Source organism: Labilibaculum antarcticum, from assembly GCF_002356295.1.
Lineage (GTDB): Bacteria > Bacteroidota > Bacteroidia > Bacteroidales > Marinifilaceae > Labilibaculum > Labilibaculum antarcticum.
This window is the reverse complement of the sequence record NZ_AP018042.1, coordinates 2,158,844-2,184,778: the sequence shown is the minus strand read 5'-3', so window position 1 is coordinate 2,184,778 and position 25,935 is coordinate 2,158,844. Positions and strand designations below refer to the sequence as shown.

The window sequence follows — 25,935 nt, the reverse complement described above, 5'->3', positions numbered from 1 at the left end:
AAAGAAAATCCTCCCAAACCACCGTTTGGGAGAATATTTTTAGCGCCATATTCATCAACAAGAATCTTTACCGATTAAATTAAAACTTCTTCCCGATATAGAATACGTAGCCATAGTACGCCTTGTACTTGCTGTATAATTGCTTTTCATGCCTCTGGTTAGCAATAAAAGCTTCAGCTGTTGCATTGCCGGCATACTTCTTCAAAAACGCCTCCTGTGCAGCCACCTGAGGTGCATAGAAATGTTCTGTCCAGCAGTTTTCGGGCAGAATAAAAGAAGCGATGGGTATGTATCCCGCGTTTTGCAATTGAGCAAGCTTATTGGGTATCGTATCTATTCCAGGGTAGGCATCCATCCAAAATTCTTCAATTTCAGCAGGCCGCTCTTCAGTAAACCACGATGCTTCCGAAACAGCTATAAAACCACCTGGTTTCAGAAAAGCTCGCCATTCTCTCAGTCCACGTTCAAAACCGATATTATAAATTGCTCCTTCCGACCAGATGAGGTTTAATTCTTCATTCTGAAAGGGGGGCTTATCCATCGAAGCAACAAGGCCTTTTAGTTTATCCTGAAGCCTAAGTTCCTTGGCTTTTGACTTGAACAGCTCGATAAAACCGGGAAACAAGTCGATACCCGTAATAGTTCCCTGGGAATGCTGTGCCAGCACTCTGGTTTGACCGCCTGTACCACAACCAATATCGGCAATACGCGATTCCTTGTTCAGATTATCGATAAAGCTTAGTGCTTTAATCGTTATTTCAGGACTACCGGGACCTTGTCGTTCCAGGCTTGAGAAATATTCGCAGATTAAATTAATGTCAAAATCGTGAATTGATGTATTTTCTTTGCTCATGATGTTAGAATTTTTGTGCTCGAAATCAGGGCATAAGTCAATTTAAATGCTTTTTGCCAAGTTTCAAACTTTTATTAACAGGTAGACATGAAAATAAGTCCAACAAGATTATGTCTGACTTATACTTAAGGATAAGCTTGGGTATAAAATCAAAGCTTGTTTACTTTACCAGATCATTCTTGCTTGATGACATCAATTGGTTTTAGATCATGAAATAATAAGATTTTTCTGTTTAATAATTTGCTTAAAACAATAAATAAGCCGATTTAATCGGCTTGCTTACTTGGCAGGTTGATAAGGCAATTTCTTAGCTCCCGATAGCTAAGAAACAAAGCAAGGTCCGTTAGACTTTTGTTGTAGCCGATGCCCCTGCAATGGGGAAAAGTTGAATTTTTTCATTAAATTTATGAGTATCCAGTAAAACACTAAACGATTGAATATCCATTGCAAAGATTTCCCTTTAGCCAGAATGCTAAAAAAGACTGCGATATATAAATAGTTAGAGTTTTAAAAGAAATATCGCATTGAAGAATTTTAAAAAAGCCAAATGAAAAATCTAAAATTCACTACCCGGCTACTAATAGGTTTCATCACAATTATCTTCTTTAGTTCAATAATTGTAGCTCTGGCATTTATACAAATTCACAAAATAAGTACTGATGTAAAAGAAATTTACGCTCATCCCTTTATTGTTAGTAATGCGGTAAAAGCAATTGAAATAAATGTTAATGCCATACATCGCAGCATGAAAGATGTTGTATTGTCAGAAAATACTGAAGAGATGAATAAATATATTGAGCTTGTAAATCATTGCGATAGCTTAATTCATCAGGCATTTAAATTAGTAGAAGAAAGATATCTTGGTAATAAAAATGATGTGATAGATGCACATATTACCTATACGGATTGGAGTAAAATAAGAAGTAAAGTGATTGAGCTGGAGATAGCTGGGAAAAATAGTGATGCAGTAAAAGTAACGAAAGGAGAAGGTGCCGTTCATGTTAAGCTTATTCTTGACAAGACAAAAGTACTGTTAGAATTCGCCCAAAATAAAGCGGACGAAATATATAGTGATCATTTAAAAGAAATACGAAAAGGCACTTTATTACTATTGGCAATTACTTTTTTTTTTATTACTACTAAGTATCCTTATCTCTATTTTTTTAGCTAAAAGCATTTCGAACCCCATACAAAAATTCATTAAAGATGTAGCACCAATATTTAAAAGTGAACAATCACTCGTTAATGAATTTCAAACAAAAAGTGATGAGGAAATATTATTATTTACAGCGAAAGGATTAACAGCTGCTTATCATGAATTAGAGAAAGTTAATGCAGAACTTACTTTAAATATTGAAGAAAAAGCAAAACGGACATCAGAGTTAGTTATTGCGAAATTTCAAAACGAAGAAAAAGCAAAACAGGTAGATGAATTATTAATTGCGAACCAGAAAAAGAAAGAGCGTGCAGATGAATTAGCCATGTTGAACAAAGAACTTTTACTAACAAATGCCACCAAAGACAAGTTTTTCTCCATCATTGCCCACGACCTGAAAAGCCCCTTTAATTCTATTTTAGGATTTAGCAATTTATTGATGGATCTTGCCAGCAGAAAAGACTATGATAACATTGAGGAATATGCAGGAATAATAATGCAATCATCAACCCGTGCAATGGATTTGCTGTTAAATTTAACGGAATGGTCACGTTCGCAAACCGGCAGAATGGAATTCAATCCCGAATATATCGAAATGAATAGTCTCATCAATGAAACAGCCCTTTTGTTTGATGATATTGCAGGTCAAAAAAAAATTACCATTGTCAGAAATTTACCTGCTAATGTACCTGTTTTTGCAGATAAAGCGATGATAAGCACCGTATTAAGAAACCTGATTTCGAATGGCGTAAAATTTACTCATCCCGGTGGAAAAATCATCATTTCAGTAGTGGAAAACCAAAGCGAGCTTAAAGTTTTGGTAAGTGATAACGGAGTTGGAATACCAAAAGACAAGGTCCAAAAAATCTTCCACATCAATCAAAACTATACAACATTAGGCACCAATAAAGAAAAAGGGACGGGTTTGGGTTTACTACTCTGTAAAGAATTTGTCGAAAAACATGAGGGGAATATTTGGGTTGAAAGTGAAGAAGGCAAAGGCTCAATATTTTATTTTACTTTGCCCAATAAGCTTGAAACGAAAGAAAATAAATGATATCGGAAAGATTTCTACAGAAGAATATATTTAAACTAAATCATTTTAGCTCCAGAAGCTAATGTAAAGCTAAAGGAGTAGACGGTTCGGTTGGTATTTAACCGATGGGATACGCCTCTCTCGTCACCAGATACTTTGCAGGTGGAGCATAAACCAAGCGCTCTCATGATCCATAGTGAATGATCTGCCTTACTTCCCGAATTTTGGGACTAATGCTTCCAGAAGTCATCTCAGTGAAGCACATAAGGGACTTACAGCCTCTAAACTTTCTTTTAATAAGAAAGTTTCACTAAATTTAAGACTTAAGGCACACACAATATGTAGAAGTAAAGGCAGGGAAATTGGCCAAAATTAACATCAGTGCTAAAGGGATCATAAAATGAAATCAACACTAAAGGACAGCGATAGAAATCAGAATAATTATGCCCGCAGTTTAATCGAAGCCAGTTTAGATCCACTGGTAACCATCAGTGCGGAAGGAAAGATAATGGATGTGAACGAGGCATCCGTAAAAGTTACCGGTATTCCGCGTAAAAAGCTCATAGATACCGACTTCTCCAATTATTTTACTGATCCCAAAAAAGCCCGGGAAGGATATCTTCAGGTTTTTGAAAAAGGCTTTGTGGCCGATTATCCCTTAAGCATAAAACACAAAGACGGGCACTTAACGGATGTGCTTTACAATGCTTCCGTTTACAAAGACGATAAAGGAAATGTGCTCGGTGTTTTTGCGGCTGCCCGTGATGTTACGCAACAAAAACAATCTTCACAATATGCCCGTAGTTTAATCGAAGCCAGTTTAGATCCACTGGTAACCATTAGTGCGGAAGGAAAGATAATGGATGTGAACGAGGCATCCGTAAAAGTTACCGGTATTCCGCGTAAAAAGCTTATAGATACCGACTTCTCGAATTATTTTACTGATCCGAAAAAAGCCAGGGAAGGATATCTTCAGGTTTTTGAAAAAGGTTTTGTGGCCGATTATCCCTTAAGCATAAAACACAAAGACGGGCACTTAACGGATGTGCTTTACAATGCTTCCGTTTACAAAGACGATAAAGGAAATGTGCTCGGTGTTTTTGCGGCTGCCCGTGATGTTACGCAACAAAAACAATCTTCACAATATGCCCGCAGTTTAATCGAAGCCAGTTTAGATCCACTGGTAACCATCAGTGCGGAAGGAAAAATCACGGATGTGAACGAGGCATCCGTAAAAGTTACCGGTATTCCGCGTAAAAAGCTTATAGATACCGACTTCTCGAATTATTTTACTGATCCGAAAAAAGCCAGGGAAGGATATCTTCAGGTTTTTGAAAAAGGTTTTGTAGCCGATTATCCCTTAAGCATAAAACACAAAGACGGGCATTTAACGGATGTGCTTTACAATGCTTCGGTTTACAAAGACGATAAAGGAAATGTGCTCGGTGTTTTTGCGGCGGCACGTGATGTTACGGAACAAAAATGGGCCATTGAGCTAAGAAATGTCAATAAAGAACTGGCCTTTCAAAACGAGGAGAAAGAAAAGCGCGCTGCAGAGCTCGCTGTTGCGAACAAGGAGCTTGCCTTTCAAAACCGTGAAAAAGAAAAACGGGCCGACGAGTTATTTATGGCGAATAAAGAACTTGCTTTTCAAAACAAAGAGAAAGAAAAAAGGGCTGCTGAATTAAGCATTGCCAATAAAGAACTTGCGTTTCAAAACAAAGAGAAAGAAAAAAGGGCCGGGGAATTATTCATCGCCAATCAAAAACTGGTCATTGAAAATAGGGAGAAAGAAAAACGGGCTGATGAATTATTCTTTGCAAACAAGGAACTTGTTTATCAAAATGAAGAGAAAGAAAAGCGTGCCGCTGAATTAAGCATTGCCAATAAGGAACTTGTATTTCAAAACAAAGAGAAAGAGAAAAGGGCGGCAGAATTGATCATTGCCGATAAAGAAGTTGTTTTTCAACACGAAGAGAAGGAAAAACGGGCGGCAGAGCTAGTTATTTCTCACAAAGAATTTACATTTCAACAAGAAGAGAGTGAAGTACGATTTAAAACTATTTTTAATGAGGCTCCTATTGGCATTGCGCTAATTGATTCTTTAAGCGGGAAACTTTATAATGTTAATCTTATGTTTGCTAAAATTGTAGGGCGGACAAATAAACAAATGGCTAATATCGACTGGATGAGCATTACTCATCCAGATGATCTTCAGTTAGACTTGGACAATATGGCTAAACTGCTTGCCGGGGAAATAAGTGGATTTGAGATGGAAAAACGTTATATTCTTCCTGATGGATCATTCGTTTGGGTTGATATGACTATATCACCTATTTTGCATGATGATAAATCACATCCCCTACATTTGTGTATGATTAATAATATAACCGAACTCAAGCGAAAAGCAGCAGACTTAAGCCTTGCCAACGAGGAGCGCCGGAAAGTCAACGAGTATTTGGAGAATTTGATCAACTCTGCAAGTGCCCCAATTATTGTCTGGGACAGGAATTATAAAATCACAAGTTTCAACAAAGCTTTCGAAAATATCACAGGAAGAATAGAAAAGGAAGTTATTGGTGAATCGCTGGAAATTCTCTTTCCACCTGCTTCTGTCGATAATTCGATGTATCTTATCAAGAAAACACTTGAGGGCGAGCAGATGGAGGTCGACGAAATGAATATCGCTCACATCGATGGCTCGGTAAGAATAATTCTTTGGAATTCGGCCAATATAATGTCATCGGACGGAAAAACACCGATTGCTACCATAGCTCAGGGCAATGATATCACGTTGAGAAAACAAGCAGAAGCAAAAATCACAAAAATGAATAAAAATTTAGAGCAGAGAGTCATCGAACGAACCTTTCAACTTGAATCTGCAAATAAAGAACTGGAGGCGTTCAGCTATTCTGTTTCTCACGATTTACGTGCTCCACTGAGGCATATTGGCGGTTTTGTTGATTTACTGATGAAAAACAATTCAGATCAGCTAAATGATAATGGGTTAAGGTATTTGAACATCATTTCAGAATCATCCAAAGAAATGGGAAATCTGATTGATGCCTTACTAAGCTTTTCAAGACTGGGAAGGTCTGAATTGAAAGGAACCAAACTGAACACAAAAACCATGGTCAAGCGTGTATTAAAAACTTTTACCAAGGAATTGGCAGGAAGAAATATTGAGATAAAAATAGCAGATCTTCCGGATTCGTGGGGCGACGAAAATTTACTCAATCAGGTATGGATGAATTTAATTTCAAACGCTCTTAAATATTCACGAAAGCTTGATAAAGCCGTCATTGAAATTGGTGGTAAAATGGAGGATGATAAAACAATATTTTACGTAAAAGACAATGGTGTAGGATTTGATATGAAGTATGCAGATAAACTATTTGGAGTTTTTCAGCGCCTGCATAAAGCCAAAGATTTTGAAGGAATTGGCATTGGCCTGGCCAATGTGAACAGAATTGTTCTAAAACATGGAGGAAAGTGCTGGGCAGAAAGTGAAATTGACAAAGGCGCCACATTTTTCTTCAGCAATCCAATAAATAATAGCTGATGAACAGGAATAATAAAACGGGTTCTGATGAATCAGAACTTCATACAATTACCGGATAATAAAAGTAAAATCAAAAATAGATGAAAACAGAAATAAAAAGAATCCTGATAGTTGACGATAGTCCCGAAGATGTTGAACTTACTATCGCAGCTCTTTCTGAAAATAATCTGGCCAACGAAATTATTGTTGCCGAAGACGGTGAAGAAGCTTTGGATTATCTGTATAAGCGCGGTAAATTCTTAAACGAGCCTGGCTATCCAGCAGTTATTCTTTTGGACATAAAAATGCCCAAAATGAATGGAATTGAAGTGCTTAAGCACATTCGTGATGATTCCCAATTTAAATTAATCCCTGTAATTATGGTAACTTCCTCGAAGGAAGAAAAAGATCTGGTTGAGAGTTATAAATTAGGGGCAAATTCGTATGTGGTAAAGCCCGTTGATTATACTCAGTTTATGGAAGCCATTAAAATTTTGGGGCAGTATTGGGCGATTGTGAATCAACCTCCACCAATTAATTTGTAATTCAATTTTTTTGCATAAAAATATTTATACTTCCAATATGGATCATAAAATAAAAATACTGCATCTTGAAGATTCAATAAATGATTCTGAATTAATACACTCCATTATTGAAAATAGTGGAATCGAAAAAGATTATTATTGGGTAGACAATGAAAATGATTTTATTCATTTTTTAAAGACGAAAAAGATCGATATTATCCTGTCTGATTACAGCATGCCCGGTTATCAGGGAAACGAAGCCTTGAAAATTGCAAGTCAAGATTACGGTCACATACCCTTCATTTTTGTTTCAGGAACGATAGGCGAAGATAAGGCCATTGAAGCAATGAAAAACGGGGCAACAGATTATGTTCTCAAAGACAAACTTGAACGCCTGGTTCCTGCAATTAAAAGAGCCGTACGCGAATATGAGCTTGAGACAAAGCGAAAAAATGATGAACTGGAACTAAAAGGAAAAACCGATCTCATCGAAACCCAAAACGAAGAGAAAGAAAAACGAGCCAATGAATTACTCATAGCCAACAAGGAACTCCTCTTCCAAAACGAAGAGAAAGAGAAGCGTGCGTCAGAATTAGTCTTGGCAAACAAGGAGCTTGCCTTTCAAAACGAAGAAAAGGAAAAACGTGCCTCAGAATTAGTCTTGGCGAACAAGGAGCTTGCCTTTCAAAATGAAGAAAAGGAGAAACGTGCCTCAGAATTAGCCATTGCAAACAAGGAACTCCTCTTCCAAAACGAAGAGAAAGAGAAGCGTGCGGCAGAATTAGTCTTGGCGAACAAAGAACTAGCCTTTCAAAATGAAGAGAAAGAAAAACGTGCGGCAGAGTTGGTTATTGCCAAAGATCACGCCGAAGAAAGCGACAGATTAAAATCTGCATTTTTAGCCAATATGAGTCACGAAATAAGGACTCCGATGAATGGCATTCTTGGCTTTGCCGAATTGTTGAAAGGTTCCGGTCTTAAAGACGAAAAGCAACAAGAATATGTGAAAATTATAAAGAACAGTGGTAATCGTTTGCTCAATATCATTAACGATATTCTTGATATTTCAAAAATAGAATCGGGTTTTATGACTGTTTCAATTTCAGAGGTAAACATTAACGAGCAAATGGAATACGTGTATAAGCTCTTTAAACATTTAGCGAAAGATAAAGGAATAAGTCTCTCTTGTAAAAACAGGTTTCCCAAAGAAAAAACCTTTATTAATTCAGACAAAGAAAAACTTTATGCGATTCTGACTAATCTTCTAAAGAATGCAATTAAATACACCGATAAAGGCACAGTACAATTTGGATATGAGAAAAAGGAAAATGACGTAGAGTTTTACGTAACAGACACCGGCATTGGAATTCCTACATCGAGGTGTGAAGCTATATTTCAACGATTTACACAGGCTGATATTTCTGACAAAGAAGCACGTCAGGGTGCGGGCTTGGGCCTAGCCATTGCGAAAGAATTTGTGGTAATGCTTGGCGGAAATATTTGGGTTGAAAGTGAAGAAGGGAAAGGTTCAACATTTTATTTTACCCTCCCTTGTAAAACTGAAATTGAAAAACATTCGCTGGAGGAAAATAATTTGACATTTGAAATGTCGCTTACTACAAAGAAAAAATTGAAAATATTAATTGCTGAAGACGATGAAGAATCGGAAAGACTTCTCTCGATACTAATCGAAGAATTAGGTGGTGAACTAATTGAAGCTAGAACAGGTTTGGAGGCAGTTGAAATGTTTCGTAATAACCCCGATATTGATTTAATTCTGATGGATATTAGAATGCCCGAAATGAACGGTTATGAAGCAACGCGCCAAATCCGGCTATTCAACAAAGAGGTTATTATTATAGCACAGACTGCATTTGGACTATTAGGCGACAGAGACAAAGCAATTGAAGCGGGTTGCAATGACTATATTTCAAAACCCATTGCCGTAAACAAATTGTTGTCGTTAATAAAAAAGTATTGTAATAAGATCAACTAAATTTTTAAGCAGCAATACATAAGGCATATGGCGCTTGCAATGCATATGGTTTGGTGAATTATAGTATGATATTGAACTTGATTACTGATAAACAGACCTAGGTGTTTATTGAACGATTTGTCTTTCAAAGTCAGCACAAATTACATTCAAACCGTTAAACCCTATTATCGATGAATATTTAATTGGGTTCAGTTAGGGCTGTTCTGGAAATCCGCGTAAGTGCATTTCTTGTTTTTTAGATCACAAGCTCTCTCTAGGCTTGTGTCATTGTAAAGATTAAAAACCGGTTTCGATTAAATCTTTTTCAGGATGTATTTATATCGAATTTGGAAAAGGGTAGAACAAACTAGCAAGCCCACAGGAAACCCGAACCAAATACCCACAGCTCCAAATCCCCATTTAAAAGCAGATAGGTAACTAAATGGAATGGATATAAGGAAATAGGAGATAAAGGTGATGAGGGCAGGGATTCTGGCATCGGCAAAACCTCTTAATGTTCCTGCAAGTATAATTTGTATTCCATCTAAAACTTGGAAGATACTGCAAACAATAAGCATTTGTGCTGCCAGATTTATTACTGTGATATCCCTGGTAAACAGGAGGGGCAGCAGATGACGACCGCCAATAAATAGAATAACAATTACAGCAGAATAGAGGTACATTAAATTCATGGCTGTTTTAGTAGCTCTACTAATTCCCTCCTTATTATCTGCCCCTTTATAATGGCTCACACGTATGGTTGTGCCTGCTCCTAAGCCTTGATATATCATGAATCCTAAAGTAGATAGGGTGATGGCTATTTGGTGAGCAGCCAGGTCGACTTCAGTAAGCCAGCCCATCATAATGGCACACAATCCAAATGCACTGGCTTCCATTACAATTTGCCCGCCCAAAGGGATTCCTAGTTTTACTATTTGCACAAATCTGTCCCAACAGAAAGCACTTTGCTGGTATAGTTTCACAAACAGCTTGTATTTCCGATTTTTATAGAAGAGAACTATAAAAGCGAGAGCCATAAATATTCTAGCCAATAAGGTTCCAATACCTGCGCCAGTCAATCCCATTTCGGGAGCCCCAAATTTGCCATACATAAACACATAGTTACCCAGCGTGTTTATTACATTCGCCCAAAGCATAATCTTCATGGCCGTTTTAGTATCGCCTACACCTTCGGCAAATTGTTTGTAGCCATAAAATACCATCATCGGAATAACCGAGGTGATAAGTATGGCCAAATAATTTCTCGACGAGTCAATTATAGATTCTGGTTGCCCCATATACGGAATAAGCACATACAGAATAAGCAATAGCAATGCTAATGCCACGCCCATAAAGGCATTGGCGAGTATTCCATTTTTAATCCAGGCCCCAATCGAATCATAATCTTTTTCGCCCCAACTTTTACCAATTAATGGAGTTAAAGCAAAAGAATAGCCCATCCCAAATATCAAAACCAGACTAAATAAGGTATTTGTAAAGGATGCTGCAGCAAAAGGGATTGTACCCAATTGGCCAATCATTATATTGTCGATTAGTACTACTGTAATTTGTCCTGCCTGTGCTATAATCACAGGAATACTCAGCGAAAGTGTTTTTTTGTATTCACCGGCCTCTTGCTTCCAAAATTTCATAATGAGTCTAAAATTGACATGCATATTCCAATAAAGAAGCTCAACCACCAGCAATATTTGTGCGCCGATAGTCTGATTTCTTAGTATTGAAATACAGATGTTGTTAATAAATGAAATGGGAATAAAACGAGACCTTTTCCTACTGCCTGCATCCTTTGTTTTGTACTCTTTTCGAAACTTTCGTTTCGGATTTCAAGGCGGGAAATGTGGCAAAACAAAAACCGGGTGCAAGTGAAGTCGTTATATTTCTATATTCTGATTTTCTGCCTGCAAATATATTTCAGTCTAATGGCATTTTGCTTTACATTTGTTAAGTCCGAATCAAAAAATATTTTTATGAGAAATGCATTGTCTGCCATCGATAGGTATTATAAGCTATCCAACCAAAGCAAAAATCTTATCATTGATGAGATGGAAGCATTCCGCATGAAGAAAGGAGAGGTTTTAATACAGGAACATAGCCCGTCGCCCTATTTGTTTTTTATTGAAAAAGGCGCTGTAAAGAATCATTATATCGACGAAAAAGGAAACAAACAGGTGGTCTGGTTTGGTTTCGAAGGTGATATCTGTTTTTCTTTAAATTCATATATCAATATGTCGTACATGCACGAAACCACCGAGTTGATTGAAGACAGTCTGTTTTACAGGGTGAAAATCAGCCATGTGAAAGCTTTGTATTCGGATTATTGCGATTGGGCAAACTGGGGTCGTTGCTTTATCGAGAATGTTTTTGTAAAAACCGTAAAGGAATTGGACGAATATAAGGCCCTAAGCGCTAAAGAAAAATACCTCAGCTTAATAGGGAATAACCTGAATGTGAAAAAAAGAGTCCCCTTAAAAGATATCGCATCCTACTTGGGCGTATCACCCGTTACCATCAGCCGACTAAGAAAAGAATTGGAAAATGAGGAGCCCATTTCCCATTAAGTCCGGCAATTAAGATTGTGCGATCGTGCAACTGCTGCTTGTTTATTCCCTAAAACAGGCAGCCCTTAAATTCACTATTCAGATTATCTCATTAGTAAGATATCGACCTTCTTAAAATGTATTTTACGTGCATAAAGTAAGTTGTAAGGTTTTTACTGCATGAATTTTAGTTTAGATTTAATACTTTAGTAAGAATAATACTGCCTCTTTATAGATGATACTTAAAATGATTATCATAATAGGTGCACATTACTGCCCCATATGGGCAGATAAAACTCTTTTAGGTTGAGTGCCATAGGTAATAAACAGACACACCTTTAATAGAATGGGAGATTTAACAGATTTTTTAGAGCATTTTAATTTTTCTCAATCAGATTTTGAATCAACTGGTTTGGATTGGGACAATCTTGTTAAGATTAAAGAAGATTATGAGTTATTTCAAAAAGAACTCTCACCACATGCGAATTCTTTAATTGAAGCATTTCATCATGTTAAAACAATTCATTCTGTAAGGTTTCGGATAAAAAACCCAACTCATTTAATTGAAAAAATAATTCGCAAGAAAATTGAAGAACCTGAACGTGTAATTGATATAAATAATTACAGAACAGAAATAACGGATTTAATTGGATTAAGAGCACTGCATTTATTTAAGGAAGACTGGGTAAACATCCATCACTTTATTACAGCCAACTGGAATTTACAAATAAAGCCTATTGCATATTATCGCAAGGGCGATTCTTCAGAACACATTGAAGTGTTTAAAAAGTTTGGCTGCGAAGTTAAAGAGCATCCATTTGGCTATCGATCGGTACATTACCTGGTTGAAACAAGTCCGGATAAAACAACATATATCTCTGAAGTTCAGGTAAGAACTATATTCGAAGAGGGCTGGAGTGAAATTGACCATAAAATCAGGTACCCTTACTACAAAGACAATCAGCTTTTAAGTCAATTTCTTGTAATGTTTAATAGACTATCAGGAAATGCAGATGAAATGGGTTCATATGTACAATATCTTAAAAAAGAACTTGATAGCAGAGATAAAGAGTCTAAAGAGGCTGTTGAAAAGCAGATTTTAATAATTAATGATTTAAAGGAGAAAATAAAGGAATTGGAATTAAAACCACAGATAGCTAAACAGTTGGAAACCAATCTTAATGAAATATTAAAACTTCCGACACATAACATCAGTAATTTTGAATTAAAACTTCCGGATTTTTCAAAAATGGAAATGCTTGACTATTCAAAAATTGACTTATCCGGTTTCTCAAAAACCCAACTTCCTGAAACAGAATCGAAAACAAAACCCGTTAATAAGAAGAAGGGTAAATAAAGGTACGATCTCAAACTGAACATGTCTGTTTATTTATTGAAATAGCGAAGAGTATTTAACATCCTCAATATTCTTGCAATAGTTAGTCTTTTCATCATTCTAACATTCACAGCTTTTGATGAGGGATTTGAAATAAATGAAATAAGGAAGGAATCATTCAATTTAGAAATGATTTTTACGACAGGGATACTGCAGTTAGCAAGGCTTTAAAAGCTGAAAAACAGTAGTAATTACCAGAAGTTATATTTCTAATCGAATAGCATTACTTTTACAGGTTTTAAACTTGGAAAATTAAAGAGCGAATATGATTTATTTTGAAGAATTGATGAAAAAGGCTGAGAATATAGAAAATCCATTACCAAAAGTCTTAGCCATAGGAGGAAGTCCAAGGAAAGGAGGCAACACCGATATCATAATAAAACAAATTGTAGCTGGTCTTACTGCAGAACAAATCGATTGTGAAAATATTAATCTAGGCAGTATCGATTTTAAAGGTTGCATTGGCTGTGAAAAGTGCAGAAAGGATAAAGTGTGCACCATGATAAATGATGGAATGTCATTATTGTACCCTAGCATTTTGGAATCACAAGGATTGATTTTGGCATCTCCGGTTCACAATTACAACATAACCTCATGGATGAAAGCTTTTATAGATAGATTATACTGCTTTTATGAATTTGACAACAACACAAGACCACGTGATTGGAGTTCAAGACTTGCAAATCAAAAAAGGAAAGTAGTTATTGCTGCTATTTGTGAACAAAAGGATTTGGCAGATATGGGATTCGCTATAGAAGCAATGAGTAGACCTATAGAAGCTTTGGGCTTCGAAATTGTTGGAGTATTGCCTGTTTTTAAAGCCTTTGAAAAAGGAGCTGTAAAAAAACAAGAAGAGATAATGGATAAAGCATTCGACCTTGGTATAAAACTAGCACAAAGTTTAAAATAAAAACAACAATGCCACAATAGATGGCACAAGAAATGGCTGTAAGGTTTTGGAAACGAAGCCTTACAGCCATTTCACGTTTACTGTAATTTGAAAGCTTCATAAGTCAAAAGATTGCGGAATTATACCTTAACTGTTTTAAAATTTAAATGGTATAATATAAGAAGTTTGAATGATGTAAATTATTTAAAGAATTATGTAACACCTTCCGGTATAACTTGTGTAATTTTGGGGTGTAATTAATTAAATTTCAAGATATCATGAAATACTACATTGCAAAAACCACAGATTACACCTTCGACAAAGCAGTTGAAAAAGTAACAGAAGAACTTAAAAAAGAAGGGTTTGGTGTATTATCAGAAATTGACATCCACGAAAAATTAAAAGAAAAATTGAATGTTGATTTCAGAAAGTATAAAATACTTGGGGCATGCAATCCATTAAAAGCCTACGAAGCCCTTCAAGCCGAAGATAAAATTGGAACCATGCTTCCTTGCAATGTAATTGTTCAGGAACTGGAAAATGGGAAAGCCGAAGTCGCTGCGGTTAATCCAATTGCGTCGATGCAAGCTGTCGAAAATGACGCCTTAGCCGGCCTTGCCAAAGAAATCACCCAAAAACTGGAAAGAGTAATAAACGCATTGTAAAAGGCTGTTCCGCTTGTAGGGTCACATAGTGGCCTGTTACACCCCCTTTGTTATCCCTAATTTGTTGCCGATTGGTTATTCCCCCCGAAAAGATATTGTATTATCGGGGCGGAATACATGATTGGTTGACACTCACCTTGCTGCTTACCAAAGGCAAATAGCAAAAGAAGACATATAAAAAAGCCACGCGAAATGGTGTTTCCATTGGACAGAAAGTTAAATGATGGAGTAAGCTGAAAATCTTTTTGAGCAGGCTTACTATTTATTGGCTGCTTATATATAAAGGAGAGATTTTAGATTTCACCTTTGATTTTAATTTGTTTTTGTCCTCAATTCCAGCACTTTTTGCTATCCTTTTATCTGTCCTTTTTTTTTTTGCTTTTATTGTCAAGAAATAAGCAGAAATCTTGGTGAATGGTAAATTTGCAGAAATAGCAGATACCATCAAAAGTGAGATGATGTATTCTGAATGAAGCTGGTAAGCATCAAACAATAAAAAATGGAGGGAAAATTAGAGATATACAATCAATAATTTTAGATCAAAGTAATATCTTAAAATCACAAGCCTTTACGAATGAATTAAATGCAAATCAAATTTTTTTAACAAATGGAAAATATTTTTAATATAAACGAAATTGAATCACCTCTTTTGAAAAAAATGGTGAAGCACAGGAATATTATCGTCATTGTATTTATTTCATTGATGACTTTATTCAGTGCATTTTTTCAGGTTGAACCCGAAGAAGTAGGTGTCGTTACCCGCTTTGGTAAATATGTGAAAAAAGTTGAACCAGGGCTTAACATGAAAATACCTTTTATGGAACAGGTGTATAAAGTACCTGTTGAAAGACAACAAAAGCTGGAGTTTGGTTTCCGAACAGCACAGTCTGGTATTAATTCCCGATACAGCAGGTCTCGCGCCGCAGATGAGTCTTTAATGCTTACCGGCGATCTTAACCTTGCAGATGTGGAATGGGTTGTACAATACCGTATTAATGATGCTTACAATTATTTATTTAAGGTAAGGAATCCTCAAAATACATTGCGTGATGTTTCGGAAGCTGTACTCAGACAAATTGTTGGAGATCGAACTGTGAATGAAGTGCTTACTGTAGGGCGTACCGAAATAGCCACTAAAATGGTAGAGCTTGCCAACGTAATATGCAAGGACTATTCACTTGGAATTAAAATCGATCAGGTTGTACTGCAAGATGTTAATCCGCCCGAACCTGTAAAAGCCGCTTTTAATGCAGTAAACCAGGCACAGCAGGAAAGGGCGACCTTGATTAACCGGGCAAAATCGGAGTATAATAAGGTGATACCCAAAGCAAGTGGACAGGCAGAGGAAACAATACAACAAGCAGAGGGATTTGCTACCGAACGGGTGAATAATGCACTCGGCGAAGTGGCCCGTTTTAGTGCTATTTATACAGAATACATTAAAGCACCCGAAGTCACTAAAAGAAGAATTTATCTCGAAACAATGAGTTCTGTGTTACCAAAGTTGGGCAGTAAAATCATTATCGATGAAAAAGGAAACAATGTATTGCCTTTATTACAAATGAAATTAAACAAATAACACGTTGACATTATGAAGAAGAATAAATTTATATTTTTACTCGTCGCCTCGATAATAGTGCTCATAGCAGTATCCCAAAGTGTATATATTGTAAAAGAAACAGAACAGGTAGTCATTACCCAATTTGGAAAACCTGTGGGAGAAGCTCAGGTAGAACCGGGACTAAAGTTTAAAACACCCTTTATACAAAAAACCAATTATTTTGAAAAACGCTATATGGAGTGGGATGGGGAGCCAAACCAAGTGCCAACAAAAGATAAAAAATTTATATTTGTTGATACCTATGCACGTTGGCAGATCACAGATCCATTGCAGTTCTTTAAAAGGATGACCAATGAAAGGGGAGCACAATCCCGTTTGGATGATATTCTGGATGGTGAAACCAGGGATTACATCGCAGCCCATGACCTGGAAGAAGCTGTACGTTCTCACAACAGGGTTCCAGCTTCCTCAGGCGCAACAGGTGAAATGATATCAGATACGCTTGCCCAGATATCTGTCGGACGTCAGGAATTACAGCGTATGATTCTTTTATCTGCCAATGAGAAAGCCCAGGATCTTGGGATTGTTATACTCGACTTTCGTTTCAAACGAATTAATTATGTGCAGGAAGTTAGTGCGCAGGTTTACGAGCGTATGAAAAGTGAAAGGTTTCGCATAGCTGATAAATTCAGGTCTGAAGGTCAAGGTGAAGCTTCACGTATTAATGGAGAGAAAGAAAGAGAACTAAAAACAATTCAATCCGAAGCTTTCAGAAAAGCTGAAGAAATAAAGGGAAAGGCCGATGCCAAAGCTGCTGGAATATATGCTTCAGCATATAACCAATCAACTTCTTCCCGCGAATTATACGGTTTTTTAAAATCGATGGAAACTTTCGAAACAACATTCGACACAACTACAACTGTGATCTTATCTACTGACAACGAGCTCTTCAAATATTTAAAAAGTATGAAGTAAAGAATTATCGTGCCGCCATTTAAACTTGTATTACTACCAATTTTGAATGGCGGCACGAAATTAATTCGTGTTGTTATTTATGTCTGATATTATTGAGTTTTCAGCTTTGAACAATCAATAACTGCCACAACATTTATTATTTCCGTTGATGAATAAACCGGAAATAAGTGACCGCGTGTGATAGAAATAGTAAGGGAATTCAATGAAAAACTTAACAAGAGAGTAATATCTTTCAAAAATTAGTGAATGGATAGATCAAAAAATAAAATTGGATTATGGTCGGCAGTTGGATTAGGAGTTGGCTCAATGATTGGAGCCGGAATATTTGCACTTATGGGGCAAGCTGGTGCTATTGCAGGAAAAGCGGTTTATATCTCTTTTATTCTGGGCGGAATTGTTGCCGCAATTAGTGGATATTCTCTGGCTAAGTTAGGAGCACGTTTTCCTGCGGCCGGAGGTATAGTAGAATATTTAGTTCAGTCGTTTGGTGTTAACGTTTTTACCGGCGGGATGAGTGTCATGTTGTATCTGGTATCATTAATTTCCTTAGCTCTTCTTGGAAAAGCTTTTGGAAGTTATTCCGCTGCCTTATTAAATTTAAAAGGTTCGCTGATATACACTAATATATTTGCATTATCAATAATCGCGTTGCTTGGAATTGTCCAATATTTCGGCGTTAAAAAAGTCGTTAAATTTCAGAATGTAGCAGTCATAATAACCATTATTATACTAGTTACTTTTGCCATTGTGGGTTTAATCTATATAAAGCCTGAACTGATGGCACCTGCATTGTATCCTTCTTCCAATAAAATATTGTTTAGCATTGCTCTAACTTTCTTTTCATACGAAGGATTTAGAGTAATTACGAATACTGCTGAGGATATTGTTAATCCGGAAAAAAACTTGACTAAAGCCATTTTCATTTCAATTGGTATAACTATGGTTATTTATACTGCGCTGGCATTTGCTGTTTTTGGCAATCTCGAAATTGATCAAGTTCTTGAAGCTAAAGATTATGCACTTGCAGAAGCTGCCAGACCCGCGTTTGGAGTATTTGGTTTTACAATAATCTCGATAGCAGCCTTATTTGCCACTTCTTCTTCTATAAATGCCGTATTATTTGCTACCAATAATATTGCTTATCAAATGGCAAGAAATGGACAACTTCCAGATTTTTTCGCTAACCCGATTGGAAAAACCAGAGAAGGCCTTGTAATTAGTATCGTTTTAACTGTATTTTTAATATTATTTTTAGATCTACTCCAAATTGCGGCAATCGGATCCATTACTGTGTTATTTATTCATGCAATAACACATCTGGGTCATCTAAAGTTGCTAAATAAGACTAAAGCATCGAAGTTACTTGTTGTTTTAGCTCTAATAACTACACTAGGTGTTATTGTTTTATTTTTAATATATTCAATAAAGGATTCATACACTATTTTGATACTATCGGGGGGAGTATTAGCCCTGTCATTTTTAATAGAATTCTTAATAAGAGCAATTACTAAAAGGAAAGTGGATAAAACTAGTGAGGGGATTTTTGGTGAAATTTTTAGATAAAAATAAGATTCTTCAAATTGACATTTAACTCGAAATCTCGGGGACTTTCTGGAGATGTGAAAGATACCTTACAGGCGCTCTTGCCTCTGTTAGGAACGAAGGAAGATGCCACTTTTCTTGATCAGCAATTGTAATTTTATAAGGAAGTCAAAAATAAGTTACAGTTCGCCGTAAAGAATATCGGGAAACCCAATGAAATTCATATTGAATTTGTTATTTCTGTGATTAATGACCTGGCTGCCAAAGATGCTATTTTCACGGTAAATACAGGAATGTGTTGCGTATGGGCTACAGGCTATATTGATGGAACAGGCGAGTTAAAAATACTGGTTTCGTTCAATAATGGGTTCATGGTCAATGCAATGCCACAGGACATTGTTCAACAATGCATCGATTTTACAGCCTAGCGTTACATTTTATAAACTTAATGTTGGGTAAAACCATGAAACCCTCATGCGAGGGAGATAATTATTTTCAGTCGAGCTCGCACAAGAGGACATGCTTAAAACACAACCCCTTATCCAAATTATTGCGGGTTAAACAGATGTACACAAGAATATGGACTCAAGCATGAACAAAACATTCAATTAATCTAGCAAATAATATTCAAATGAATAACACCATATAAAATACCGAAAGTGCTCAAGAATTACCATGCCCAATAAATGTATAACATCCAAAGTGATACTTCTTATCAATGGAGATTAAATTCTAAGCCTATTATGGCAACAATTTAAAACTCACTCCTACAATCATATTCTAAGTTATCTAATTTACAGTCAAATACATTTGTATTATTTTAGAATGAGAATTGTGTAACTAACACACAAAATTATGTAATGGTTTCTTTTGTATTTAGCCTGACCTTTATGAGGTGATACTTTATTCATAATTGTATTTCCAGCAGCGGCAATAACATCTTAAATTCTGAACACAACTGAATTAAGAAGAAATTGGAATGAACAGAAAGTAAGCTCAAGAAGAAATTGACAACAGAGATATGAATTGGGTAAAGCTTTTGTAGTTGTAAATGATAAACAGACTAAAAAACAAATTATGGGAAATTTTCTTTATGTCATCGCAGTATTCTTGCTTATAGCATGGGCCATAGGCTTTCTTGCTTATAATTTAGGTGGTATTATTCACATTCTTCTAGTAATAGCACTCATTTCAGTTATTCTAAGGATTATTAGTGGTAGAAAAATCTTATAATCTTATAATCTTATAATCTTATAATTGATAAGAACATAGTGCAATTGAGCTCCTATAATCGTGTTGTGAAAAATCACATAAAATACTGAGTGTCACAATCGGCATTTTTTATAATTTTTTTAATGTGCTTTTTCAACATTAATCCACAGTGTTTTTTTTTATTTAAAACACTTTCGCAATATGAAACGTTCATGCCAAAGTGATTTTGACACATTAGGACGATGATTATTCCTGCATGGTAATCCCGAAAGTTTTCGGGACCATATGACAAAAACTTAAAATTATAAACATATGAAAACTCTTAAAATGGAAAAGGTTATGATCGCACTTGATTATGATCCAACAGCACAAAAAGTAGCTGAAATGGGTTTTGCTTTAGCAACTGCAATGAAAGCTGAAGTTATTCTGATGCATTCAATTACTGATATAAAATATTATTCATCAATGGCTTCTTCTCCAATTCTAGGATATTCCGGTGTGATGGCCATGAATCAAGTAAAAAAGGATACTGTTGATAATTTAATTACTGCTTCAAATCATTTCCTTGATAAAATGAAAGATCACTTGGGTGATAAGACTATAAAAACCATTGTTCAGGAGGGTGATTTTTCCGAATCAATAATAAATTCAGCAAAAAAGGAACATGCAGATATTATTGTAATGGGATCGCACAGCAAAAAAATGTTGGAAAATATACTAATGGGAAGTGTAGCTGAAAAAGTGTTGCAAGAAAGCGATATTCCTTTATTTATTGTTCCTACTAAAAAGCGGTAATAACCTATTTTGGCTTAAATAGAGAAATAAAATAAGTAACAAATTAATATTCAAAAATATGAAAAATTCAATTTTATTCGTGGCGGGCATCCTTTTACTGACTGTAACACTATTTTCCAGCTGCCAATCAACAGCAAAAAAAGTGAAAAATGCAGAAGAGGAAGTACAGGATGCCAAAATGGATTTGGCCGATTCGAAGAATGACTTATACGATATCAGGCTGGATACTATTAGTAACTATGAGCAATTCAAAATAGAAGCTGAAAAGATAATTATTGTTCAGGAGAATAATATTAAGGAAATTAAGGTCAGACTGGCAAGTGAAAAAAAGGAAATTAATACTGACTATAATAAATCGTTGGTTGAGTTGGAAAATAAAAACAACGAATTAAAAAATAAACTGGCAGGATATAAAGATGACGGACAGGAGAAATGGAATGATTTTAAAAATGAGTTTAACCATGATATGAATGAATTGGGTAAAGCTTTTAAAGATTTAACAGTTGAAAATATAGAATAAACATTCGATATTATTTAAATAATTCAAAGATCATGAAAAATCTACTTTATGTAATTGCTGGATTATTAATTATAATCTGGATAATTCTTTTTAAACCTTCATCAATTGTTCATTTATGGCTTGCATTTGCAGGCTTAATTGTTCTAATCAGAATAGTGTTCGATAAAAAATTATCAAATAAAAAATAAATTCAAATTATTTAATATGAAACGTCCATGCCAAAGTGATTTTGACACACAGGAGATGATTATTCCAGCATGGTAAGTTCCATATGACAAATAAAAAACGAATAAAAAACGAATAAAAAAACATATGAAAATCTCTAAGAAAAAACTGGGTGTTTGGATGGATCATACCATAGCTCACATAATAGAAATAAATAAAAATACAATTACATCAAAAACAATTGAATCCTTATCCTTACAAGGCGAAAATCAAAACTTTGGTAAGGATGAAAGTCTGAAGCATAATACTGAGAAAGGTGAGCTTTCAGAATTTTTTAAAAGGTTAAGAGAAGTTATAAAGGACTATTCAGAAGTAATATTATTTGGGCCGACCAATGCCAAAATAGAATTGCATAACTTATTAAAAGAAGATAGTCATTTTAATAATATTAAGATTGACACTGAAACAGCTGACAATTTAACGGAAAATCAGATGCATGCTTTCGTAAAAGAACATTTTGAAAATAATATTAATTGCATCTAATTTTTAGATACTTAATCAGTCGGTAAAAAAGAGCAACTGGAATTGCTCTGATTTTTGCTAGGGAGAAATGATTTTTACATTGGAAAAAAATGAATAGAAAGAAAATTAAATAATGGAGTAAGCCGAAAATCCTTTAGAGTAGGCTTTTTTTAATCACTTAAAAATTTGAATTATGAACAAAGAAGATTTCAAAAATAAAGCGAAAAAAAGCATTGATGATATTTACGCAAAGATCAACGAATTGGAAGCTAAACAAGACAAGGTGAAGGGAGATGTTAAAGCAGAGTATGAAGAACAACTTAACAACCTGAAGACTAAAAAAGAAGAACTTCAGGCTAAGCATGAAGCGCTTTTTAATGCTTCTGATGAAAAGTGGGACGAGGTAAAAAGTGCTTTTTCCTCTGCCGCAGATTCGTTTAAAGAGGGGTTTTCTAAAATTGCATCTCTGCTATAATGCAAGGGAAACCTTGAGGCCTAAATCCGCCGCGATTTAGTGCTAGATTCAAAATATGATGTGCTAATCGTCCGATACCAGCCCATCAAATAGATATTCAAGCAATAAAAAAACTTTTTGGTAGTTCAAGTAAGATTGATTTTCAAACAATAAAATAACAGCATGAGAAAAATTATTATTCTAATCCTTACTTTACTACCTCTTATCTCTTCAGCTCAAATTTCCTTTAACACAGGTAATCTACAGTTCGATTCAGATCTGAATACGATTAATGCCAATGCAAATTTAGATTTTGGAGCCTTTCAAACAGATTTAAGCATAGGCTATAACGTACCCGAAAAGGAAATAGAACACATGCGGGGCACTTTGAATATGGCTCCCGGCGAAATATACTTAGCACTCGAAATTTCTAAAGTTTCGAACCGCTCGGTCGATGATGTAATCTGTAATTATAGAAAGCATAAAAGTAGAGGATGGGGTTATATCGCTAAAGAATCAGGTGTAAGGCCAGGCTCCGCCAAGTTTCACCGATTAAAAAATCACTCTCATCATAAAAAGAATAAAGGCCATAAGCATTCTAAAAATCACGGAAAGCATAAGAAGAAGCATAAGAAGAGATAGTTTCTGAAATTGTTCTGCCATCAGACTTTGTTTCCTGTTTAAAGAACGGGCTGTAATACCGATTGGTGTTTCATAGGAGCCCTAAATTCGCAAGATCATCTACAGCTCAATTCTGTTGAGTTTGCATGAAAAATCCACGCAAGTACACACTTACGTGGATTTTTCGTTTTTACATCACAAGCTCTCTCCAGTCTCATCTTGCCTTGTAAAAACCTGATAATCTATCCCTTAAAAGGGATGATGTGTTCAGAAAGTAAACGGGACTATTTGACAGTATGAATTAGAAGTGGCATTCTACAGTTTACTTAACATTAAATATTTTCTTGATCCGGATATGTGAGATAAGGCCGGAAATTTTGAGAGCATCAATTTAGAGAAGGATGCATGCGTCGGTTGAAATGCATCAGAAAAACACTACTAATGTTGTTGTAATGATAACTTTTAGGGAGAGTAACAGTATAATAGAGTTTACAGAAATAAGATTCAGACATTTCAAAAAGAATCAGAGCTAATTCATCATCCTAAATCGACTATTATGAAAAAACTACTACTCATTGCTGTTACTTCTTTATTGTGTTTTGCCTGTGATAAAGATCCACAAGAGCTTCTTATTAAAACAACAGAAGTTTCCTTATATCCCGAGGATATAATACAGATTGATGCCATATCAGATTTCGATATTGCTTATCTCTCGACCAATACCTATTTAGCCGATGTATCAGCAATAGGACTGCTAACTGCCAATAAGGTTGGGAAAACCCTTGTCGAAGTATCAAGTAACGACTTTGTTATCGAAGTTCCTGTTGAAATTATGGGAAGGTACAATGTCTATCCCGATCCAATTCTCGACTGGGGCATATCACAAAGCGATCTAATCGAAATTGCGGGTGAGCCTGATAAATCTTATACGAGTTCTATTGAGTATAGTGACTATTCCGATCAAGCTCCTGCCATTGCCTATCTTTTTACTCCGGGCGATTCCTTAATGTGTGCAATGGTAATCGTGCTTGAAACTTCTTCAGACGATTTAACTGCATATATGGATGAACGCTTTGTATTCGATTCAGAGGAAGATGGACTATCCGTTTATCGCAATGCACATGAAGAAAAAGACGTAACATTGCTTATAGGTATTTTTAATGGCGGTGGAGGTTCCCCGATGGTTCTTTACATGGAATATGAATATTCTGAAACAAAGTCGAGACAGTCTGTTTCCATGGCTTTAAAAAATATACGAAAACAGCTTTAAGACCCTTGCCATTGCAGAACAAAAGTAAGTGCTCTAAGGGCAATGCTAAATAAGAGCTACATAAAAAATCCACGCAAGTACACACACTTTCGTGGATTTTTTAATTACATCACAAGCTCTCTCCGGTCTTGTTTTCCTTTAGCAAGATAGTCACCTCCTTAAAATATATTTTATGTGAAAAAAGGCAAGTTGGCAGGTTTGACAGTATGAATCTCAGTTAAAATTTAATATCTTCATAAGTCTCTTACTGTCATCTCATAGCTAACAGTTAAGATTATCACCATAAGATGTTTGTATTCGAGTATTTTGAATAGTTAAGCCGCCGTGGCGAGCAGTAAAAACTCAGTATTACCAACCTATATGGGTCGATAAATACACTTTTTTTTTAATTAATGGATAAAACTGATAGGTCGGAATACACCGAAAAAAGACGTAAAACAGAAGTAGGTATAACAATAAAATTCAATTAAGATGGTAAGAAGAATTGCAAGTTTATTTTTAGTCGGAGGGTTCCTGCTCTTATCAAGTTGTGCGAGTATTGTGAGTAAAAGTAGTTACCCAATCTCTATTAACAGTTCACCTTCAGAGGCGAGAATTGTAATAACCGACAAGAAAGGTGTTGAAGTCTACGCAGGAAATACACCTGCAACCATCAAATTAAGAGCAGGTTCAGGTTTTTTTGGGAAAGCACAGTATCAAGTAAAATTTACAAAAGATGGATATGATATCAAAACTGTTCCTGTAAATTTCAAATTAGATGGTTGGTATTTTGGGAATATACTTCTTGGTGGAGTTATTGGTATGTTAATTATTGACCCTGCAACAGGAGCAATGTATAAATTAGATACTGAATTCTTGAATGAAACTTTATCTAAATCAACTGCCAGTATAGATAAAACAGAATTAAAAGTTTATGGAATTAATGTAATTCCTTCTGCATGGACTAAACATTTGGTAATCGTTAGCAAATAAAAGCCCGTAATAAATAGAACTCTGAGCGGTTTGCAAAAGCCAGCGATGAGTACCTATCTACAATTAAGTACATTTCATGACCTTACGCCATATACGAACCGCAACACCCTATAATCGATGAATATTTAATTGGGTTCTATTAGCGCTACATAAAAAATCCACGCAAGTACACACTTTCGTGGATTTTTTATTTACATCACAAGCACTCTCCAGCCTTGTTTTCCCTATTAAAATACCGCCTACCTATTCTCTAAAATGTCTTATCACAATTACAAACCGCCGTCTGGGATCTACGACCGCAAGGGCTATCATCCCTCCAAGCCCGTCAGCGGTTTTTTTTACCCTGACGGCGCTTTTCTTGAATACAGTCAACTGCTTTCAATCCAAAACCACCCAAAAATCAGTGCGCGATTGCATCCTGTTTGTTAAGGTTTGGTCATGCCCCTACTTTATAAATAAGCTGCAAATTTTTTAAGCCCCTTCAGAGGTTTGGGGTATAAGGGAATTTCAAGGGGGATACAGAGCGGTGTTTTTTTAAAGTCTCCCTTTCAGGGGAGATATAGAGGGGTGTTTGTAAATAAACTGTCAGGCTATGACTAGATGCTTGGCACTCCTTTTTTTAAGCCCCTTCAGAGGTTTGGGGTTTAATGGGATTTTTTATTTACATCACAAGCACTCTCCAGCCTTTCTTTCCCTTAGCAAGATAGCCATCTCCTTAAAATATATTTTATGT

Annotated in this window: 23 protein-coding genes; 21 read left to right on the top strand and 2 right to left on the bottom strand. The window is 35.7% G+C overall.

The features are described from left to right. Window positions 1-79: 79 nt before the first annotated feature. Window positions 80-853 (bottom strand): class I SAM-dependent methyltransferase, encoded by a 774-nt coding sequence (locus ALGA_RS08575; RefSeq protein WP_096428934.1) that lies wholly within the window; start codon window positions 851-853, stop codon window positions 80-82. 547 nt (window positions 854-1,400) lie between these two features. On the opposite strand from ALGA_RS08575, the gene ALGA_RS08570 reads away from it, so the two are divergent. From ALGA_RS08570 to ALGA_RS08550, 5 genes are all read left to right on the top strand, one after another. Continuing rightward, window positions 1,401-2,024, top strand: coding sequence for an MCP four helix bundle domain-containing protein (locus ALGA_RS08570; protein ID WP_096428933.1), 624 nt, complete (start codon window positions 1,401-1,403; stop codon window positions 2,022-2,024). Between the two features lie 310 nt (window positions 2,025-2,334). Further along, entirely contained in the window at window positions 2,335-3,066 is a 732-nt protein-coding gene (locus ALGA_RS08565; protein ID WP_096428932.1) for a sensor histidine kinase, read from the top strand. 379 nt (window positions 3,067-3,445) lie between these two features. Then, window positions 3,446-6,607: a PAS domain S-box protein gene (locus tag ALGA_RS08560; RefSeq protein WP_096428931.1), complete on the top strand. Its 3,162-nt coding sequence runs from the start codon at window positions 3,446-3,448 to the stop codon at window positions 6,605-6,607. 80 nt (window positions 6,608-6,687) lie between these two features. Next, window positions 6,688-7,131, top strand: coding sequence for a response regulator (locus ALGA_RS08555; RefSeq protein ID WP_096428930.1), 444 nt, complete (start codon window positions 6,688-6,690; stop codon window positions 7,129-7,131). 37 nt (window positions 7,132-7,168) lie between these two features. Next, window positions 7,169-9,106, top strand: a complete 1,938-nt coding sequence (locus tag ALGA_RS08550) for a response regulator (RefSeq protein WP_197705729.1) — start codon at window positions 7,169-7,171, stop codon at window positions 9,104-9,106. A gap of 293 nt (window positions 9,107-9,399) precedes the next feature. Here ALGA_RS08550 and ALGA_RS08545 read toward each other — a convergent pair whose 3' ends face one another. Next, window positions 9,400-10,737: an MATE family efflux transporter gene (locus ALGA_RS08545; RefSeq protein ID WP_162845412.1), complete on the bottom strand. Its 1,338-nt coding sequence runs from the start codon at window positions 10,735-10,737 to the stop codon at window positions 9,400-9,402. Between the two features lie 336 nt (window positions 10,738-11,073). On the opposite strand from ALGA_RS08545, the gene ALGA_RS08540 reads away from it, so the two are divergent. The 16 genes from ALGA_RS08540 (at window position 11,074) to ALGA_RS08460 (ending at window position 25,202) form a co-directional block, all read left to right on the top strand. Further along, complete coding sequence (locus tag ALGA_RS08540) at window positions 11,074-11,664, top strand: Crp/Fnr family transcriptional regulator (RefSeq protein ID WP_162845411.1); 591 nt, start codon at window positions 11,074-11,076, stop codon at window positions 11,662-11,664. Between the two features lie 325 nt (window positions 11,665-11,989). Further along, window positions 11,990-13,000, top strand: coding sequence for a RelA/SpoT domain-containing protein (locus ALGA_RS08535; RefSeq protein ID WP_096428927.1), 1,011 nt, complete (start codon window positions 11,990-11,992; stop codon window positions 12,998-13,000). Between the two features lie 304 nt (window positions 13,001-13,304). Then, on the top strand, window positions 13,305-13,949 hold the full coding sequence (locus tag ALGA_RS08530) for a flavodoxin family protein (RefSeq protein ID WP_096428926.1): 645 nt from the start codon (window positions 13,305-13,307) through the stop codon (window positions 13,947-13,949). Between the two features lie 257 nt (window positions 13,950-14,206). Further along, a complete protein-coding gene (locus tag ALGA_RS08525; RefSeq protein WP_096428925.1) occupies window positions 14,207-14,593 on the top strand; it encodes a DUF302 domain-containing protein in 387 nt (128 codons plus the stop codon). 607 nt (window positions 14,594-15,200) lie between these two features. Further along, window positions 15,201-16,172, top strand: a complete 972-nt coding sequence (gene hflK / locus ALGA_RS08515) for an FtsH protease activity modulator HflK (RefSeq protein WP_096428923.1) — start codon at window positions 15,201-15,203, stop codon at window positions 16,170-16,172. A gap of 12 nt (window positions 16,173-16,184) precedes the next feature. Further along, window positions 16,185-17,129, top strand: a complete 945-nt coding sequence (hflC, locus tag ALGA_RS08510; protein ID WP_096428922.1) for a protease modulator HflC — start codon at window positions 16,185-16,187, stop codon at window positions 17,127-17,129. 246 nt (window positions 17,130-17,375) lie between these two features. Next, complete coding sequence (locus ALGA_RS08505; RefSeq protein ID WP_096428921.1) at window positions 17,376-18,692, top strand: APC family permease; 1,317 nt, start codon at window positions 17,376-17,378, stop codon at window positions 18,690-18,692. Window positions 18,693-18,913: 221 nt separating this feature from the next. After that, a complete protein-coding gene (locus ALGA_RS08500) occupies window positions 18,914-19,099 on the top strand; it encodes a hypothetical protein (protein ID WP_096428920.1) in 186 nt (61 codons plus the stop codon). Window positions 19,100-19,748: 649 nt separating this feature from the next. After that, complete coding sequence (locus ALGA_RS08495) at window positions 19,749-19,904, top strand: lmo0937 family membrane protein (RefSeq protein WP_145957595.1); 156 nt, start codon at window positions 19,749-19,751, stop codon at window positions 19,902-19,904. Between the two features lie 291 nt (window positions 19,905-20,195). Next, window positions 20,196-20,678, top strand: a complete 483-nt coding sequence (locus tag ALGA_RS08490; RefSeq protein WP_096428918.1) for a universal stress protein — start codon at window positions 20,196-20,198, stop codon at window positions 20,676-20,678. A gap of 58 nt (window positions 20,679-20,736) precedes the next feature. Continuing rightward, complete coding sequence (locus ALGA_RS08485) at window positions 20,737-21,198, top strand: sll1863 family stress response protein (protein WP_096428917.1); 462 nt, start codon at window positions 20,737-20,739, stop codon at window positions 21,196-21,198. Between the two features lie 312 nt (window positions 21,199-21,510). After that, window positions 21,511-21,906, top strand: coding sequence for a hypothetical protein (locus ALGA_RS08480; RefSeq protein ID WP_096428916.1), 396 nt, complete (start codon window positions 21,511-21,513; stop codon window positions 21,904-21,906). A gap of 172 nt (window positions 21,907-22,078) precedes the next feature. After that, the gene (locus ALGA_RS08475; RefSeq protein ID WP_096428915.1) at window positions 22,079-22,360 is read left to right on the top strand and encodes a sll1863 family stress response protein; all 282 of its coding nucleotides are present in this window, start codon (window positions 22,079-22,081) and stop codon (window positions 22,358-22,360) included. A 162-nt stretch (window positions 22,361-22,522) separates the two neighbouring features. Beyond that, the gene (locus ALGA_RS08470) at window positions 22,523-22,981 is read left to right on the top strand and encodes a hypothetical protein (RefSeq protein ID WP_096428914.1); all 459 of its coding nucleotides are present in this window, start codon (window positions 22,523-22,525) and stop codon (window positions 22,979-22,981) included. Between the two features lie 535 nt (window positions 22,982-23,516). After that, window positions 23,517-24,230 carry an Ig-like domain-containing protein gene (locus ALGA_RS08465; protein WP_096428913.1) on the top strand — a complete coding sequence of 238 codons (714 nt, stop codon included), beginning with the start codon at window positions 23,517-23,519 and terminating at the stop codon, window positions 24,228-24,230. A gap of 471 nt (window positions 24,231-24,701) precedes the next feature. Next, window positions 24,702-25,202 carry a peptidase associated/transthyretin-like domain-containing protein gene (locus ALGA_RS08460; RefSeq protein WP_197705727.1) on the top strand — a complete coding sequence of 167 codons (501 nt, stop codon included), beginning with the start codon at window positions 24,702-24,704 and terminating at the stop codon, window positions 25,200-25,202. The last annotated feature ends 733 nt before the right edge of the window (window positions 25,203-25,935 follow it).

Excerpts from the sequence above, each read along its gene's own strand:
- ALGA_RS08470 (WP_096428914.1), top strand. The coding sequence starts at position 22,523 with ATGAGAAAAATTATTATTCTAATCCTTACTTTACTACCTCTTATCTCT.
- ALGA_RS08490 (WP_096428918.1), top strand. The coding sequence starts at position 20,196 with ATGAAAACTCTTAAAATGGAAAAGGTTATGATCGCACTTGATTATGAT.
- ALGA_RS08560 (WP_096428931.1), top strand. The coding sequence starts at position 3,446 with ATGAAATCAACACTAAAGGACAGCGATAGAAATCAGAATAATTATGCC.
- ALGA_RS08570 (WP_096428933.1), top strand. The coding sequence starts at position 1,401 with ATGAAAAATCTAAAATTCACTACCCGGCTACTAATAGGTTTCATCACA.
- ALGA_RS08535 (WP_096428927.1), top strand. The coding sequence starts at position 11,990 with ATGGGAGATTTAACAGATTTTTTAGAGCATTTTAATTTTTCTCAATCA.
- ALGA_RS08485 (WP_096428917.1), top strand. The coding sequence starts at position 20,737 with ATGAAAAATTCAATTTTATTCGTGGCGGGCATCCTTTTACTGACTGTA.
- ALGA_RS08545 (WP_162845412.1), bottom strand. The coding sequence starts at position 10,737 with ATGAAATTTTGGAAGCAAGAGGCCGGTGAATACAAAAAAACACTTTCG.
- hflC (WP_096428922.1), top strand. The coding sequence starts at position 16,185 with ATGAAGAAGAATAAATTTATATTTTTACTCGTCGCCTCGATAATAGTG.
- ALGA_RS08565 (WP_096428932.1), top strand. The coding sequence starts at position 2,335 with ATGTTGAACAAAGAACTTTTACTAACAAATGCCACCAAAGACAAGTTT.
- ALGA_RS08505 (WP_096428921.1), top strand. The coding sequence starts at position 17,376 with ATGGATAGATCAAAAAATAAAATTGGATTATGGTCGGCAGTTGGATTA.
- ALGA_RS08465 (WP_096428913.1), top strand. The coding sequence starts at position 23,517 with ATGAAAAAACTACTACTCATTGCTGTTACTTCTTTATTGTGTTTTGCC.
- ALGA_RS08575 (WP_096428934.1), bottom strand. The coding sequence starts at position 853 with ATGAGCAAAGAAAATACATCAATTCACGATTTTGACATTAATTTAATC.
- ALGA_RS08530 (WP_096428926.1), top strand. The coding sequence starts at position 13,305 with ATGATTTATTTTGAAGAATTGATGAAAAAGGCTGAGAATATAGAAAAT.
- ALGA_RS08495 (WP_145957595.1), top strand. The coding sequence starts at position 19,749 with ATGGGAAATTTTCTTTATGTCATCGCAGTATTCTTGCTTATAGCATGG.
- ALGA_RS08480 (WP_096428916.1), top strand. The coding sequence starts at position 21,511 with ATGAAAATCTCTAAGAAAAAACTGGGTGTTTGGATGGATCATACCATA.
- ALGA_RS08555 (WP_096428930.1), top strand. The coding sequence starts at position 6,688 with ATGAAAACAGAAATAAAAAGAATCCTGATAGTTGACGATAGTCCCGAA.
- ALGA_RS08550 (WP_197705729.1), top strand. The coding sequence starts at position 7,169 with ATGGATCATAAAATAAAAATACTGCATCTTGAAGATTCAATAAATGAT.
- ALGA_RS08540 (WP_162845411.1), top strand. The coding sequence starts at position 11,074 with ATGAGAAATGCATTGTCTGCCATCGATAGGTATTATAAGCTATCCAAC.
- hflK (WP_096428923.1), top strand. The coding sequence starts at position 15,201 with ATGGAAAATATTTTTAATATAAACGAAATTGAATCACCTCTTTTGAAA.
- ALGA_RS08475 (WP_096428915.1), top strand. The coding sequence starts at position 22,079 with ATGAACAAAGAAGATTTCAAAAATAAAGCGAAAAAAAGCATTGATGAT.
- ALGA_RS08525 (WP_096428925.1), top strand. The coding sequence starts at position 14,207 with ATGAAATACTACATTGCAAAAACCACAGATTACACCTTCGACAAAGCA.
- ALGA_RS08460 (WP_197705727.1), top strand. The coding sequence starts at position 24,702 with ATGGTAAGAAGAATTGCAAGTTTATTTTTAGTCGGAGGGTTCCTGCTC.